The following is a 16,544-nucleotide window of genomic DNA, read 5'->3' as shown; positions in this document are numbered from 1 at the left end:
TACCCCTTCTAGTACTGGCGGTTTTTTTTATTCTGAAATCGGTGCTAACCAGTTTGTACCACCTAATTTACGTTGCTGAGCTAAATTCCAATGTGCTCTATCGATAAGATGTCGTGCTGGCCTCGCCGGATCATATTTCAACGGGCTAGGTAAAGTGGAGGCTAATAACGCCGCCTGCATATCTGTCAGTTGTGATGCATGTTTACCAAAGTGATATTCACTGGCCGCCTCAATACCGAAAACACCTTTGCCCCACTCAGCAATATTCAAATACACCTCAAGGATGCGTTGTTTCCCCCAGGTCAACTCAATTAAAAAAGTAAACCAGACTTCCAAACCTTTTCTTACCCAACTTCTGCCAGTCCACAGAAACATATTTTTAGCGACTTGCTGACTGATGGTACTTGCACCGCGTAATCGACCGCCGTCCTCAGCTTCATTAAGCGCTTTCATAATCGCATCAACATCAAAGCCCTGATGCAAAGGGAAACGCTGATCTTCGGAAGTAATCACCGCAAGTGCCACTTTTTTAGGAATCTGATCCCAATTCAGCCAGGTTTGCTGAATCGTGTAGTTATCATGAGTCAGCCAACGCTCCAACATGACCATACTGACTGGCGGATTTAGCCAACGAAAAGGCAGTACGATAAGTAGGCTTAACACCAACCAGCCCAACATACCGTAGAGTATTAACTTTATAAAAAAACGTCTGATTTTATTCAGCATATCTGCCTTTGTCTTTTCCTTATGCCTTATTAATTAGGCACCTAACGATCATCCTGATATCATTGAGTATTGCGATACAAAGCTATATCTCTCATGCTCAATACACTTTCTATTCTGTTACCCATTTTCGGGCTGATTGCGGCAGGTTTTATCAGTAGAAAAACCGGTGTGCTTGGCCCTACTGCAGCCAGTGAATTAAATCGTTATGTCGTTTGGCTTGCCTTACCTGCCTTATTATTTGACATTATGGCACATAGCCATTGGCAGGCTTTATTTCTCCCTGCTTTTATCAATGTTTACCTGCTTGGTACTGGGGTCATTTTTATACTTATTCTGTTGTGGCGCTTACATCAGGGTAAACATTTAGCTGATGCCAGTGTCGATGGTGTGGCAGCAGCCTATTCTAATACTGGCTATGTTGGTTTTCCCTTATTATTTTTGGTGTTTGGTTCGTCCAGCCAAGTGCCCACGACTATCGCATCGATTATTGTTGTTTGTATCTTATTTTCTATCGCTATCATGTTAATCGAAACTGGTTTACAAGCCGAGAAAGCGCTACATTTACGGTTAAAAAGCGTGTTATTAGCTGTTTTCCGCAATCCCTTGGTTGTCTCTCCTATCGCAGGTGTAATGATTGCAGCTTCAGGTTTTATCTTACCTAATAGTGTCGAAACCTTCCTGAATCTGCTTTCTGACTCCGCCAGTCCATGCGCATTAGTAAGTTTAGGTTTATTTCTGGCAAGTAGTCATTCTCAGTCTGCAAAAGATAATGACAATGAAAAATATATTGCCTGGGTATTAACATTTACAAAACTCGCCATCCAGCCACTACTTGTCGCCGTATTAGCATTCTGGGTATTTGATATGGATAGGACTTTAGCGATGATGGCCGTCTTGCTGGCCGCATTACCGACAGGTACCGGGCCTTTTATGCTTGCAGAATTTTATCGTCGGGATGCATTTATTACAGCACAAACCATTATGTTCTCTACCGTTATTTCTCTATTCACTCTGACGCTATTATTGAGTCTGATGTAAATGGCATTAGGCGTACAAAATAGTTTTTTGTAGTATAAATAAGCTTATTTACTTTTTACTGGAATCACTTATGAAAAAGATCATCATTGCAGCACTTGTCGCCACATTACTCGGTTGCACCTCTGCATCACCCAAACAGTACTATCGTCCGGCTGGTGCTGAACAACAAGTGGAAGTCTATGGCCGCTTTGATCAAATCAGTTTTGAGCACCAAGTATTAATTAACGGCAATGTGGTGATTGATGGCCAGTTATCTTATAACTACGATGACGGACATTTTTCAGGTCAATATGATGGCATGACAGTAACGTCTGATTGTAAATGGAAGTTGAAGAAAGATTTGATCTGCTTAGTTAAAATCAATGATGAAATGGCAGCCACGCTAACATTTTAGATCGTATTGAGTAGTTATCACTTGAGAGTTTTCTCAAGTGATAACTACTTTTTGTCATCAGAGAGTTCCTTCATTATCTTTTCAAACTCGGCTTTGTTTTCTCTAACAGCAGCAACGCATTCAGCATCCAATTTGTTCGCCTGTTGCATTTTTTCCAGTTCAGCAATTGCATCCTCCAGCGGCCACGGTTTTTTGTATGGCCGATGACAGGTCAAAGCATCGAAGATATCTGCCACAGTCGCAATTCTGGCTTCAAGAGGAATATCATCCCCTTTCAAGCCTTTGGGATATCCCGAGCCATCAATATACTCATGATGGCAAGCAACAATATTGCGCATCATATCCGTATCACGCATATCAACCAGATTGTAGTCCTGCAACACTTGCTCAAGCATATCAACGCCCTTACTAACATGCGTTTTCATAATGCTGCGTTCAGCATCATCTAAACGACCCGGTTTGTTGAGTATGCTGTCTGAAATTCCAATCTTGCCTATATCATGCAAGCGGGCAAATAAATACATATGTTCAATAAATTCATCACTCAAGCGATGCTTTTTAGCCAGATGAGTGGCAATAATTCTGGCATAACAGGCCATACGATCAAGATGTAATCCTGTTTCAAAATCTCTGAAGTCAGTGAAATCTCTGGCAGCCCTCACTGTCGCCAGAAGAGTATTAACCAGTGAGAATTCTTCATTGATCATCATGGATATAAACTGAGCATATAAAATCAAAGTATTTATTGCTGTGTCGTTCAGGTTTTCAGCTAGAAACTCAGTCTCAAAACAAACAAAACCAATGAATCGTTGTGCTTGTTTTATGGGAATGATAAATGCCGTCACACTGTCAGGGTCTTGTTGAAAATGTCGCCAAATAGAGTCGTCAGTATCAAAGGAGACTAGCTTACCCTCTTCTTGCTGACATAATGTAAAGAGAGCCTGATTGGATTTGAGATGAATACATTCGTCGTAGCCGCCATTAGTGAAATGATGACTACTCAAAAATTTCTTAAGTAAATCTGTTTTCTCATCATAAAGCAGGCAAGATGACTGCTTTGTCTGGGGCAAACTCTGTCGCAAACATTCATGAAGAACTTGTAAGCGACCATTCAGCGTATCGGGTTTATTCGCCAGAAGCGATATTACTTTTGCATCCATTTCACGCCTCCTGAGCACTGCACTTTCCATTAAGAACAGTGTTATCAACCTATTAATGAGTGCGACAAGAATCCTTCTTGTTAGTTGCTTTCTGTTATTATTCGCCTGCCTTTGTGGCAAAACGGCTTACTCAATTGTGAGATTGAGCTATCAACATTGATATTTTAGAGATCACTATGCCTGAAATTATAATTGAAAAAAACCCAAGTGAAGCACGTTTGCAGGAATTAGGTGTTTCTGGTTGGGAAATCTGGGACTGTCCTGTTACTGAGTTCAGATTAGACTTCGATGAAACTGAAAAAGCCTATATTTTAGAAGGCGAAATCGTTGTTACACCAGATGGCGAAGCACCTGTTACCGTTGTTGCTGGTGACTATGTTGAATTTCCGGCTGGTTTGAAAAGCTTCTGGAAAGTCACAAAAACACTGCGTAAACATTACAGCTACGACTAGTTTTTCTGATAAAGGCATCCACGGATGCCTTTTCTTTTTAACGCTCTAAGCGTTCAGCAACGTTAGTCGCGATCTGTTTTTCTTCATCGGTTTTTATCACCAAAATAGGCACATCACTCCTCAGGTGATGAATCGCTGAAACCGCGTTTTTAATTTGCTTATTCTCTTCTGAGTTAATCACTACTCCATATCGGCCTAATTCATCACAGGCCAGTTCACGAATCATCGATGCATTTTCACCAATACCACCAGTAAATATCAGAGCATCTACTCTCCCCAAACTCAGCAGATAAGCACCGATATAACGGCGAAGTTGGTGAACATACATTTGAATCGCCAAACTTGCTTGTTTATCACCCTGCTCAGCTCGTTGTTGAATCACAGCCATATCATGTGTGCCGGTAATAGCCACTAAACCAGATTCAAAATTAAGCTGATGCTCTAAGTCTTCAGCCGAAATACCTGTCTGCTCTTGTATATATAAGGGAACGGCAGCATCAAGATCGCCACTGCGGTTTCCCATCATCAAGCCCTGCAAAGGCGTAAATCCCATAGACGTATCAAAACTCTGACCATTTTTTATGGCACAGGCGCTAGCGCCATTTCCTAGGTGTAAGGAAATTAAATTAAGTCCATTCAGAGGCTTGTCCAGATAATGTGCTGCCTGCTGAGCCACATATTGATGTGACAAACCATGAAAGCCATAACGACGCACACCATAGTTTTTATACCAGTCATCTGGTACAGCATAACGATAAATATGCTCGGGAATAGTCTGATGAAAATCGGTATCAAAAACAGCAAACTGCCTGACATCAAAAAATATTTCCTGACAGGTTTTTATGCCTGCAATATTGCCGGGTAAATGCTGTGGTGCCAGATGTTGATAGGATTCGATGCTATTTAAAACATCACGACTCAATTCAACAGGCGCGAAAAAAATGGCACCACCATGAACAACCCGATGAGCTATCACCTTTAACTGTATAGTTGAAAACTTCTGAAAAAAGCGTTGCATATCTTCCGCAACCGCTTCGAAAGCAGCTTGATGATCAGCTATTACTTTCTCAGACTCAGCCTGATTGACGTTATCATTCAACTCATCCGCCACATAAACACTGTGTAAGGCTGAAGAGTCACCAATTCCTTGGATCTGGCCTTCTAATAAAATAGCCTTATCATTAAGCTGTATTAATTTATATTTAACAGACGAACTACCACTGTTAAGTACCAGAATGACATGTTGGTTTGTCATGACTTTATTCTTTTATCGCTGACAAATCACCCCACTTCCAATCACCAAACTCTGGCTTATCAACGCCATGTTCATAAGCATATAAGCTACAGCTTATCTGATGATCGCGTAGTTGTTGTTTTGCATGAGCGCCGATGCTTTGCAGACGATCCACTCTATCAATGATATCCATGGCAATAGTAAAGCGATCAATCTGATTACGGATGGCTAACTCAAGCGGTGTATTGATATTGCCTTTTTCGTTGTAACCATGAACATGGAAATTGGTATGGTTGGTACGACGATAAATCAGACGATGAATCAACCATGGATAGCCGTGGAAGTTAAAGATCACCGGTTTATCTTTCGTAAATAAGCTATCAAAGTCTTTGTCACTCAGACCATGAGGATGCTCACTATCCGAGATGAGTTTGAATAAGTCGACGACATTGATAAAGCGAATCTTCAAATCATCAAAATATTGGTGAATCAGATCGATGGCAGCCAATGCCTCTTGAGTCGGAATATCACCACAGCCAACGACAACGGCATCAGGTTCAACACCGTCATCTGAACTTGCCCACTCCCAGATGCCAACACCTTTCGTACAGTGTTTGATAGCCGCATCGACATCCAGATATTGGAAATGCTTTTGTTTATCGGCCACAATCACATTCACATAATTTTTCGCTTTCAAACAGTGATCTGCTACCGATAGTAAGGTATTCACATCTGGCGGCAGGTAAATGCGACAAACATTCGGACTTTTATTCAGGACAACATCTAAAAAGCCCGGGTCCTGATGAGTAAAGCCATTATGATCCTGACGCCACACAGTAGATGTAATTAATAAGTTGAGAGAGGATATCGGTGCTCGCCAAGCAACGTTATTACAGATATCTAACCATTTCGCATGCTGGTTAAACATTGAATCAATCACATGAATAAAGGCTTCATAACTGGCAAAAAAGCCGTGTCTACCTGTTAATAAATAGCCTTCCAGCCAACCTTCGAGTGTGTGTTCGGATAACATTTCCATAACCCGCCCATCACGTGCGAGCTCACCACCATCCTGATCTTCAGGTAATAATTCGGCCATCCATGTTTTTTTGCTCACTTCATAAATATTATCAAGCTTATTCGAGCTATTCTCATCTGGACCAAATACCCGAAAATTAGTCATATTTTTCTTCATGATATCGCGAAGAAACTGGCCAAGAGGCCGGGTATTCTCGACTAGACTTTGGCCTGGTTTATCAATAGAAACCGCATAATCATGAAAGTCAGGCATCTTCAGGGATTTTCTAATCAATCCACCATTTGTATGCCGGCTGGCACTCATACGTTTATTGCCCTTTGGCGCCAAAGCTTTCAACTCGGGCTGTAGCTGTCCATCTTCGGTAAACAATTTTTCAGGTTCATAACTTCTGAGCCAGTTTTCTAACAAGGCAAGATGTTCAGGATTCTCTTTAACACCGCCTAATGGCACTTGATGAGCACGCCAGAAACCTTCTACCTTATGGCCATCAACTTCTTTTGGCCCCGTCCAGCCTTTAGGTGTCCGTAGAATAATCATCGGCCAGCGTGGTCTTTCATCGCTACCGGACTCTCTGATTCGTTGTTGCGTCTCGCGAATATCTACCACACATTCTTCCATCACTTTTGCCATGGTTTGATGCATAAGTTCAGGGTCATCACCTTCGACAAAATGTGGCGTCCAGCCATAGCCACGAAATAACTGCTCAATTTCCTCATGTGAAATACGAGACAAAATGGTCGGATTATTTATTTTGTAGCCATTTAAATTCAGGATAGGTAAAACAGCGCCATCCGTCTTAGGATTAAGAAATTTATTTGAGTGCCATGACGTCGCAAGCGGGCCTGTTTCAGATTCACCGTCCCCGACCATGACTGCCACAACTAAATCCGGATTATCATAAGCCGCACCAAACGCATGAGAAACGCTATACCCCAGCTCTCCGCCTTCGTGGATCGAGCCCGGTGTTTCTGGTGTGCAGTGGCTACCTATTCCACCAGGAAAAGAGAATGATTTAAAAAAGTGTTTCAGACCGTCAATGTCTTCACTTTTATTGGGATAAACCTCTGAATAGGTGCCTTCCAGATATACAGGGGCTAATACACCAGGTGCACCGTGACCAGGACCTGCTAGAAAAATCGCATCCAGATCATATTTATTAATCAATCTATTCAGATGTACATAGGTAAAACTCAGTGCCGGACTAGCACCCCAGTGTCCTAACAGTCGATTTTTAATATGTTCAGCTTTGAGTGGTTCCCGCAGTAGCGGATTATCTTGTAGATAAATCATGCCGGCAGCAAGGTAGTTGCAGGCTCGCCAGTAAGCATCAATATTAGTCAGTTCGTTTACATCAAGAGGTGAAGCCGGCAATGTGTTATTCATAGAGTACTCCTTGCTTTGTATATCAGTGCAGACTAGCTAAGTTAGATGACATTAGTTTGACTTACTAGACCTGACATTTGATAAAAATGATAGTTTCTATCAGCGTACTCTTATTGCTGGTCGTCATAAAGAGGAATAAGGATAAAATTGATGGAGGTCAAGAATGTATGATGAAGAAGAGTGCCTGCTAAGTAGCAGACACTCATGACAATCAGTATTAAATCAAGTTTTTTATTTCCAGAAGACATAACTTCTGCTGTAATATTTAGTTATTAACACAAGGACTTATCGTGACAAATAAATTAACTTTGCACCCAACAGTTGAATCAGACTTGCTCAAAGATTGGCAGGCTATTCTGGATATTCTCGCAGAGTTAATGCACGTTCCTGCTGCACTCATAGTCCATACAGAAAAAAATCAACTCCGAATCTATGCCACAAATCAAAATAAGGAGAACCCTTTTTCTCAAGGAGAACTTCTCCCCCCAGGCACAAGCATATTTAACGAAATAGTCCTGGAAACAGATCAGAAATTGAACATCACTGATATTGGAAAGAATGCGTTATGGAACAAAAGTTATGAAGTTAAGTACGGACTAATCAGTTATCTGGGGTATCCATTACATTGGTCGGATGGCGAGTTGTTCGGAACAATTTGTGTCATGAATACGGATACCTCGACTTATACTGAAAAGCAACAAAAGTTAATGCTGCAGATTAAGAATATTGTCGAATCAAACTTAGAGCTACTCGAGAAAAATCAACAGCTTGAAATTCTCTCAAAAAACCTGCAACACCTGGCCAATACCGATGATTTAACAGGAACCTGGAACCGTCGGGCATTTATTAATGAAAGTAATAAAGAACTGCAACGTACTTTAAGAAGTAATCACGATGTCTGTTTACTGATGATGGATATTGATGATTTTAAAGATATTAATGACGCTTATGGTCATGAAGTTGGCGATGAGGTGTTGAAGCTATTCAGTCACTGTATCCAGGCAACAAAACGTCCTTATGATATTTTTGGCCGTATTGGCGGCGAAGAATTTGCCATTTTACTTCCTGAAACCACACTAAAACAGGCAAGTATTTTGGCTGAGCGATTACGTCAAAAAGTATCTGAAATTTTCTATTTCACCAATGGCCGTTCCATTAATATTACGGTGAGTATTGGTGTCTACCAACTAGAAAATGAAGAAACTAGTATTTTAACGGCTCTCGGTAAAGCAGATAAATTACTGTACGCCGCCAAACATGCTGGTAAAAATATCGTAATGGCTCATTCACTATGAACCAGCGCTAGGCCTCATTCCACATTGTTCTAATAATCGTTGCCAGGCTTTAGTGTGTAATTGAATTGCCTGATGTAGTTTTTGCCAGATACTGAAGCGTGACTGAGTATCTAAATATCGTTGCTGGTAGCGTTGAAATTCATCAGATATCACATTATCACCTTGTAGAGCAGCCAACTTATTCAAAAGAGGGAAAATAGATTCCCCCTGCTGACTCACTTTCGCCAGGTAAGGTTGGACTTTTGCGATATAAATATTAAAGAAAAATGATCGTACGATCTCGGCTTGAGGAGTAACACGCTGTTTGTAACAGAGAGGTTTAGCCTTCAGTCTTTCATCTATGATGCTTGTTGCCTCATTTAGTCTTAGCGTTAGTAACTGGGCACTTTTTAATAATTTCCCTGCTACATGCGAATATAACCACTGCTGTTGTATTATCCCTAATTGCTCCAGACTGATATCGAATGTTTTATTGTCGATCTGATTTTTTAACTCAAGCAGATCCTGCAGACCTGTTTTTATTGTATTAGTCGAAGTAGCATCAACGGGTACATAGCCTTTTGAATAGGTCAGCAGTTGCTCTATTTCTTCCGTTGACCATATTGCATTCCAAAAAACAGCCGGGAGAGTAGTTATTTTTTGCGCTATTGCTTTTTGAAGAATATCGGCTGTTTTGCTGTCATCAATAGTCGCCAAACATAGCTTGGCAGACTGTATAAACCGAATCTCATAACGAAGCCTGTTTATAGGTAACATCACACGGCCTAAAATTGAGTTGCGTTCAGCCACCACGACCTGTAACTCACAGCCATATAAAGATAAAAATTCCAGCATATTTACATCTATCTCTGGAATATTTAGTGTCCGCTCTTTTTTACTCGGTAATTTTGTTAATGTCGGCAATGTTGAAACAGGCACGCCCTGCTCCAATACTCTGGCGAGGCGAATCAGATATTCATCCATCATTGATTCCGGTTGACTGAATGGATCACATGAAGTCAGTAGAAAAACCAGCATCAATAAAAATACATATTTTATATTCAACATAAAGGGTCGAGACGCATTGCTCAATAGCTTTCGGCGGGTGAAAATGATGCTAACACTATCAATTAATGGTCGTTCATTGTTCAGTGATATCCTGAGATGTACCAAACATCAGGAGAGGCAAACCTTCATCCGTTCTGGAAAATAACTTTCCTCTGCTAAAGATATATTTCCAGGAACCATTTCTGCGACGCATCCGTATTGTCATTTCAAAATAATCTGTCTCACCTTTAAAGTGTTGTTGCAACTGTTCTTCTGCAGCAAGACTATCATCTGGATGGCAGTATTTTTTCCAGGTATCAATCGTGGTAGGCATTAACTCTGATAATTTATAACCAATCATCTCTGCCCAGCGCTCGTTATATATCGCATCACCTGTTTGTATATTCCACTCCCAACTGCCTAAGTTAGCCCCTTCTAATAGACTTTCTATACGCCAGTTTTTTTCTCGTAATTGAACATCAACATCATGTCTTTCAGTAACATCAGCCGAAAAGCCAATAATACTCAGAGGATTATCTATTGCATCACGTTCAACGGAGAAACTGGAATGAATATAACGAATATCATTATTTACAATGATTCTGAATGCGAGTTCAAACCTTTCTTCAAACTGGGAAGCCTTGGCTAATGACATCAATACCCGCTCACGATCATCTGGATGCAATGTCTGCTGCCATTCTGTATAAGATCCATGAAATTTATCCGGCTTCAATCCATAAATAGAGAGCATTCTTTTATCCAGATACACTTTGTCCGTATGTAAGTCCCACTCCATCAACCCCAGATTGGCTGCATTAGCTGCTAATTGTAAATGTTGTGTTATTGCTTTCTTTTGTTGGTTTGCTTTAACAGCTTCTCGGTGAGCATAACCACGCTCTCTTGATAAAAAAGAGATGAAATAGAAAAGAAATCCACCAAAGAGGCTAAAGATAATGACAATAAAAATAGGAAGATAACGTTCTGATAAAGTCAAAAAATCGGGATGACTATAAACAATAAGCTGCCAGGGTCTGCCCGCCACATTTAAATCATACGTCTGTTTGAATCTTTTGTAGTCAGCACCATCTGAAAGCACTGACTGTTCGCTAGCTGAATTGTTATAAAGTAAACCTCCATCATTTTCACCCACATCATAGATTTCAAAACCTAATTGCTCCTGTCCAAAGTCCAGAATACCCTGCATCAGATCGTCAACTCTAAAACTACCGAAAACAAATCCTTTCAATGCCCGCTCACGATCATCTACAGAACTAAGCGCTTTATTGTGACGGTAAACAGGTATATACATTAGAAACCCGTACTGAACGGCTTGCTCTGCCTGTTGTGCCAAAGCAACTCTTCCCGTAGTTGCGGCCTGATTAGTCTCTACGGCTAAATCCATGGCTTTTTGACGCACGGAGTCAGAAAACATATCAAAACCTAAAGCAAGTTTATTGCGCAAGTCGAAAGGTTCGATATAGATAATGGGACTATATTGCTTATGTTTCCCTGTTCTTTTAACAGTGTAATTAGGAAAACCTTGTGAACGAATTATTTGAATATGTTTAGCAACAGACTCAGAAGACACTATCTCACAATAACCAAGCGCTTGAATCCCAGGAAAGTATTTTTGTAACTGAATCGTATCAGCAAATTGTCGCCAGTCATTTCTTGTCACTTGATCACTAGCATCAAATAATGCTTTACCACTTTGTAGTGCTAACTCATAGTCATGCATGCGCTCTGTAATCGCATTGGCTACATCACGTGATTCATAACTAAAACGTTGAATTGCCTGGTGATGAAAGAAAGAAAATAAAAGATAGCTGGCACAGACACTAATAATAAGCCACAAGAATAATGCCACCCATGCTGATAATGGATGTTTTTTTAGGTATTTGGAAAGAAATATTTCCATTGCCGTGAGCCAACTCCTTATGTGAAACATATAAAGTCGAGCTTCGTTCCTACAAAAGTCACGTTAATACATTAACTTATAGCTTCCAAGCTAATTGATAATAACACACAACTTAGTGATCAATTACACTCCCTGAAATAGGCTCAACATTTTCATGATTCTGTCATATATAGCAGCATAAACTACTAATGACAGCATATGACCGTGCCTTTTGTTCTACCGTTGAGATCATTAGTATCCACTGATTGTCTTGACAGATGAAAATATTTTTGACACCGCTCTATATTGTCTATACATTGAACATAGCTTGAAAGTTGATCTGAATATTTATTTTTCATTTCGAAGCATTACCATCAGTAGCTCGTCCTGTTTGTTAATAAGTACTCTGCACACTTCCAGCTATACCAAAAGTCTCCTTTTGAGACTTCAATTATTTATTAAGAAATTAGGATTATTTATGTCTACAACTACTGGTACTGTTAAATGGTTTAACGAAGCTAAAGGTTTTGGTTTTATTGAACAAGAGTCTGGCCCAGACGTTTTTGCTCATTTCAGCCAAATCAAAGGTGACGGTTTCAGAACCCTGAATGAAGGTCAACGTGTTGAGTTCACTGTAACTCAAGGTGCTAAAGGCCCTCAAGCAGAAAACATTACTGCTCTGTAAGACATTTGTTTACAGAAAAGAAAAAAAGCCTCGTTTTACGGGGCTTTTTTTTGTCTGTAATTAAATATTCTCAATCACATTTCTGGCAAAACTTTCATACTCTGCCCAGAGTTGTTTTGCCTTACTGTCGGGAAAAACATGAGGTTCCCCCGCCTCTAATGCACTGATAATAGCCTCAGCAACGACTGTAGCAGGTTCGGCATCAACGAGACCTATCGACTTTGCCATATCAGTTGCTACAGGCCCGGGATGAACACTTAATACAACTGTGTGTTGTTTACCCAAGTCATGTCTGATAGCTTGAGTTAATGAATAAGCTGCTGCTTTTGATGCAGCATAAGTCGCAAACTCGGGGACACTTCTTATTGATGCAACAGAATTTAATTGTACAAATGCTCCCCCACCATTTTGCTTAAGTAATGGCGCAAATGCCTGAGCCATTCTGACTAAGCCAAACACATTAATATCAAACTCATGCTGAAGAGAATCAATAGCTGACGTGGCCAAGGAATCTGAACCATTCAAAATCCCAGCGTTATTAATAACAACATCAACATCCTGAGCATTGGCTGCAGCGGCAAAAATAGAATTAGGTTCATTTAAATCGAGATATATAGGCGTTACACGATCAACAAACCGAGTTTCAAAATCAGCCACTGAACTCAGATCTCTGACAGCAAGATAAACTTTCTCTACGCCATAATTGAGTAAGCTTTCAGCGATGGCTTTACCAATTCCTCTATTTGCTCCAGTAATAAAGACAATCCGATTCTTCAGTGAAAATGCGCTATTCATAATGCGTTCCTAGAGTGAATTATTCACTTTGCTGACTGATATGAAGTATGAAAGTTCAGTAGCTAAATTTGCCTTATCAGAAGCAGTCAAATACATTGTGTCCGAGATAATTAAGAAAAACGTCACATGGATATCGAGCATTACCAAACTGTCATTGAACAATTTCTAACACAATTAATGCATTGGTTAAGCAGTCCAAAATTTTATTCACAAATCGGCCTAATCCTATTGGCGATACTCATCGGATTATCCATTAATCGGTTTTTACGTAGCCTGTCCCCCCTACTCAGACAAATGCCCACTGAAGGACCTATTCTCCAAGTACGGCAAGGAATTTATAGACTGAGAGAATTGATCTTACCGCTAATGCTGGTCCTTTCACTATCAATAGCAGCCGATATCAGTATGGCTATTATTGGTCAGGCCTGGCTCGTGAAGCTCAGCTTGAGTTTAGCAGTCATATTTATGCTCTATACCATCATTACCCGATTCGTAGAAAAACAACTTTTCAGAAAATTAGCACTGTGGTTTATTTTACCTATTGCAGTCTTACATATATTTGGCTGGTTAGATGAAGTGGTGGCTTATCTTGAAACCATCTCATTACAAATTGGTAACTTCGAGATCTCAGCTTATGGTGTAGCCAGGGTGCTGATTTTTGGGTCTGTCCTGTTCTGGTTGGGACGACTTTCAAATAATGCAGGTCAACAAATCATTCGAAATCAACATGATTTGGATATAGGTACAAGAGAAGTCTTTGCCAAACTTTTTCAGGTCGCTCTATTCTTTGTTGTTTTCTTATTATTACTTCAGATAATGGGCATTAATCTCACTGCACTGGCTGTTTTCGGTGGTGCGCTTGGTGTCGGACTTGGCTTTGGCTTGCAGGCGATCGCATCAAATTTTATTTCCGGAATTATTCTCCTGCTAGATCGCTCTCTTAGTGTCGGTGACTTTGTTGAAATGGAAGATGGTCGTCGTGGCATTATTCGTGAGCTCAATATGCGGTCAACTACATTGGAAACTTATGATGGCAAAGATATCATGGTGCCAAATGAACAATTCATCACTACAAGTTTTACCAACTGGATCCATAAAAATACCAAGCAACGCTACTCTTTAGAATTTCAGGTCGCCTATAAGACTGATCTACACCTTTTATTTGATTTAGTTCGCCGCACTGTTGCCAGTCATCCACAAGTCATCAGTGGTGAAGATATCCCTTTGGAAGAAAAGCCTGATGCTGAAATTAAAGGGTTTGCTGACTCAGGTATCGATATTCTGGTTGAGTTCTGGATGGAAGGCATTGATGATGGACCAAACCGTGTCGGTGCAGATCTACTATTAATGATTTGGGACACACTAAGACAAAACGACATAGAAATTCCATTCCCTCAGCGTGAAATTAAAATCATTAATAACTAACAATCCATAACGACTTCAACACTAAAATGCTTGCGCACAAGCATTTTAGTGTTACTATTTCGCTATTGACTATCTCATCGCTCATTTATCATTTTTTGGGAGGTATTTATGAGATATACAGCTATCCTTGCTCCCTTAATCGTTATTGCTGTTATTGTGTTGAATCAAACCTTTGCTAAAGAGAAAGAATCACACAGCGCAATGAATTTATCAGCACCAGCAGAAAAATTAGCTGAGAGTTGTTACCAACATTGGCTGACATTAAACTGGAAACTGGCTAATACAGAGATGTTAGCCAGCAATAATAAGTCCTTCAGAGACGGCATAAAAAAGGTCTGTCAGGCCAGAGCAGAACTTTTTTTTGAAGGCTATGAAATACAACCCTTTATCTCTGCTGGTGCACAACATGAAATTTTCCCTCTGGTATTTCGACCCAATGTTGAAGATATCAAGGCACAAATCCGTATCAATCTCCCGCAACTCCGATTAATATAATTAGTCTAAGATACTATATATCATTTATTCAGTTTTTTAATTTTCTATAAATGACTATAGAACTGAGAATAAATCCGATTTGCGTTGCTCGAGTTACACTCTATAATTAACGCACTTACTGGTACGATAAACAATTTAACCGTCCTGCGAATGTACCTCTATTGCATCGTAGCAATGGTAATAAGCAAAAAATTAAGGAATCAACGAATGTCAAATTTTGATAACTTGAGACTCGATAATCAGCTGTGTTTTGCTTTATACACTGCTACGAATAGCATCACACGTTTTTATCGCAGTTTATTGAACGAGTATGATCTGACTTATCCCCAATACCTTGTTCTTGTCGTATTATGGGAAAAAGATGGCATCGCCATTAAAGATGTTATGCGGCAGCTCAAATTAGACTCGGGAACATTATCTCCTATCATTAAGCGCCTTCAGGCAGCAGAATTAGTAGAGAAAGTTCGCACAGATGAAGATGAACGAGTTGTACGCCTATTTCTAACGGATAAAGCTAAACAGCTTGAACCACTTATTGCAGAGGTTCAGACAAAAGTTGCCTGCCAGACAAACCTTTCATCATCTGAATTTTTTGAGTTACTGGGTACGCTTAACGAATTAACTAACAGTCTGAATAAACGTGAAGAAGCTATAGAGAAAATGCTTTAACCTTTTATTTGATATAAAGCCGTTGTTATTTTAAAGAGTAACCAAAGCGTTAATACTGGCATTAGTAACATCAATAAAACAAATTCAGCAAGTAGATAAACTGCTGCATGCACGGCACGGTCTGCTTGCTGTCTTATCTGCTGAAGCTTCGCTTCTATATTCAGTTTACCCTTTAAGTTATCAAACCAGCCTTTGGATTGTTCCTGTTCACGGTTGGTTAACGTCTCCACTTCATTCTGGGTACTTTCCAATACCATTACCGCTTCATCTCTTTGAGACTGCATCAGTCCCTGAAGTGTTGCGCTGAACATAACGGAAACAGGAATCAGCAAACGCAGAATTGATAAGAACAAGACACTTTTAAATAAAAGACGTTTTTGGTTAATACCAACGATGGATGACAATGTAGCTATTGCGGTAATCATCACCATCAAGATGATCCCAATTCTGAAACCCCATTGATCAGATAAAAACAAAAGGGGCTGATCCAGATAATACTTAAAAAGGTATTATCTGAGCATGAGAAAAAGCCGATTGAGCTGGTACAAGCAACAGCGATTAATTGAGTTATTTGTAGGGGGAGTAACAGCCCGCACCGCAGCATCTTTAGTTGGTGTGAATGTGAAAACAGCCATTGGCTATTTTCAACGTTTAAGGACGTTGATTTATGAGCATAGTGAACACCTTGAATTATTAGAAGGTGAGATCGAAGCTGATGAAAGTTATTTCGGTGGCAGTCGCAAAGGTAAGCGAGGCCGAGGGGCTGGAGGTAAAGTGCCGGTGTTTGGCCTGCTAAAGCGCAATGGCATGGTATTTACGGTAGTTATACCT

17 protein-coding genes are annotated in these 16,544 nt (G+C 40.2%); 9 read left to right on the top strand and 8 right to left on the bottom strand.

The genetic code is table 11. From position 1 onward, the window contains the following. Positions 1–27 precede the first annotated feature (27 nt). Positions 28–726 carry a monofunctional biosynthetic peptidoglycan transglycosylase gene (gene mtgA, locus BM232_RS10995; protein WP_091714620.1) on the bottom strand — a complete coding sequence of 233 codons (699 nt, stop codon included), beginning with the start codon at positions 724–726 and terminating at the stop codon, positions 28–30. 93 nt (positions 727–819) lie between these two features. Here mtgA and BM232_RS10990 point away from each other — a divergent pair, with 93 nt between their 5' ends. Beyond that, positions 820–1,764: an AEC family transporter gene (locus tag BM232_RS10990; protein WP_091714618.1), complete on the top strand. Its 945-nt coding sequence runs from the start codon at positions 820–822 to the stop codon at positions 1,762–1,764. 70 nt (positions 1,765–1,834) lie between these two features. Beyond that, positions 1,835–2,158, top strand: a complete 324-nt coding sequence (locus tag BM232_RS10985; protein ID WP_091714616.1) for a hypothetical protein — start codon at positions 1,835–1,837, stop codon at positions 2,156–2,158. A 44-nt stretch (positions 2,159–2,202) separates the two neighbouring features. Here the strand turns inward: BM232_RS10985 and BM232_RS10980 are convergent, their stop codons facing one another. Further along, positions 2,203–3,318, bottom strand: coding sequence for an HD-GYP domain-containing protein (locus BM232_RS10980; RefSeq protein WP_177207314.1), 1,116 nt, complete (start codon positions 3,316–3,318; stop codon positions 2,203–2,205). A 176-nt stretch (positions 3,319–3,494) separates the two neighbouring features. Between BM232_RS10980 and BM232_RS10975 the strand changes: the two genes are divergently transcribed. Then, positions 3,495–3,770: a cupin domain-containing protein gene (locus BM232_RS10975; RefSeq protein ID WP_091714610.1), complete on the top strand. Its 276-nt coding sequence runs from the start codon at positions 3,495–3,497 to the stop codon at positions 3,768–3,770. Between the two features lie 37 nt (positions 3,771–3,807). On the opposite strand, the gene BM232_RS10970 is transcribed toward BM232_RS10975, so the two are convergent. Both BM232_RS10970 and BM232_RS10965 read right to left on the bottom strand, forming a co-directional pair. Beyond that, a complete protein-coding gene (locus BM232_RS10970; RefSeq protein WP_091714607.1) occupies positions 3,808–5,025 on the bottom strand; it encodes an acetate/propionate family kinase in 1,218 nt (405 codons plus the stop codon). A gap of 4 nt (positions 5,026–5,029) precedes the next feature. Beyond that, positions 5,030–7,426 (bottom strand): phosphoketolase family protein, encoded by a 2,397-nt coding sequence (locus tag BM232_RS10965; protein WP_091714605.1) that lies wholly within the window; start codon positions 7,424–7,426, stop codon positions 5,030–5,032. 290 nt (positions 7,427–7,716) lie between these two features. Between BM232_RS10965 and BM232_RS10960 the strand changes: the two genes are divergently transcribed. Beyond that, positions 7,717–8,721, top strand: a complete 1,005-nt coding sequence (locus BM232_RS10960) for a sensor domain-containing diguanylate cyclase (RefSeq protein ID WP_091714602.1) — start codon at positions 7,717–7,719, stop codon at positions 8,719–8,721. On the opposite strand, the gene BM232_RS10955 is transcribed toward BM232_RS10960, so the two are convergent. Further along, positions 8,716–9,768 (bottom strand): DUF3080 domain-containing protein, encoded by a 1,053-nt coding sequence (locus BM232_RS10955; RefSeq protein ID WP_091714600.1) that lies wholly within the window; start codon positions 9,766–9,768, stop codon positions 8,716–8,718. The two genes, BM232_RS10960 and BM232_RS10955, sit on opposite strands and share 6 nt — an antisense overlap. A gap of 73 nt (positions 9,769–9,841) precedes the next feature. Further along, positions 9,842–11,665 (bottom strand): CHASE domain-containing protein, encoded by a 1,824-nt coding sequence (locus BM232_RS10950; protein ID WP_177207313.1) that lies wholly within the window; start codon positions 11,663–11,665, stop codon positions 9,842–9,844. 457 nt (positions 11,666–12,122) lie between these two features. On the opposite strand from BM232_RS10950, the gene BM232_RS10945 reads away from it, so the two are divergent. Then, a complete protein-coding gene (locus tag BM232_RS10945) occupies positions 12,123–12,329 on the top strand; it encodes a cold-shock protein (RefSeq protein WP_007145321.1) in 207 nt (68 codons plus the stop codon). Between the two features lie 60 nt (positions 12,330–12,389). Here the strand turns inward: BM232_RS10945 and BM232_RS10940 are convergent, their stop codons facing one another. Then, positions 12,390–13,124, bottom strand: coding sequence for an SDR family oxidoreductase (locus BM232_RS10940; protein WP_091714594.1), 735 nt, complete (start codon positions 13,122–13,124; stop codon positions 12,390–12,392). Positions 13,125–13,250: 126 nt separating this feature from the next. Between BM232_RS10940 and BM232_RS10935 the strand changes: the two genes are divergently transcribed. The 3 genes from BM232_RS10935 to BM232_RS10925 all read left to right on the top strand — a co-directional run bounded on the left by BM232_RS10935 (position 13,251) and on the right by BM232_RS10925 (position 15,713). Then, the gene (locus BM232_RS10935) at positions 13,251–14,549 is read left to right on the top strand and encodes a mechanosensitive ion channel family protein (RefSeq protein WP_091714592.1); all 1,299 of its coding nucleotides are present in this window, start codon (positions 13,251–13,253) and stop codon (positions 14,547–14,549) included. A 108-nt stretch (positions 14,550–14,657) separates the two neighbouring features. Further along, positions 14,658–15,044, top strand: a complete 387-nt coding sequence (locus tag BM232_RS10930) for a hypothetical protein (RefSeq protein ID WP_091714590.1) — start codon at positions 14,658–14,660, stop codon at positions 15,042–15,044. Between the two features lie 207 nt (positions 15,045–15,251). Continuing rightward, positions 15,252–15,713, top strand: a complete 462-nt coding sequence (locus BM232_RS10925) for a MarR family winged helix-turn-helix transcriptional regulator (RefSeq protein ID WP_091714587.1) — start codon at positions 15,252–15,254, stop codon at positions 15,711–15,713. On the opposite strand, the gene BM232_RS10920 is transcribed toward BM232_RS10925, so the two are convergent. Continuing rightward, positions 15,710–16,189, bottom strand: a complete 480-nt coding sequence (locus tag BM232_RS10920; protein WP_177207312.1) for a hypothetical protein — start codon at positions 16,187–16,189, stop codon at positions 15,710–15,712. The two genes, BM232_RS10925 and BM232_RS10920, sit on opposite strands and share 4 nt — an antisense overlap. 43 nt (positions 16,190–16,232) lie before the next feature. Here BM232_RS10920 and BM232_RS10915 point away from each other — a divergent pair. Next, positions 16,233–16,544 (top strand): transposase (locus tag BM232_RS10915; RefSeq protein ID WP_143092283.1); only part of this gene is annotated, 312 nt, incomplete at its 3' end.

It is taken from the genome of Methylophaga sulfidovorans, assembly GCF_900114205.1.
Classification (GTDB): domain Bacteria; phylum Pseudomonadota; class Gammaproteobacteria; order Nitrosococcales; family Methylophagaceae; genus Methylophaga; species Methylophaga sulfidovorans.
Note: the sequence above shows the minus strand (reverse complement) of the source record. Positions and strands in the feature narration are given on the sequence as shown.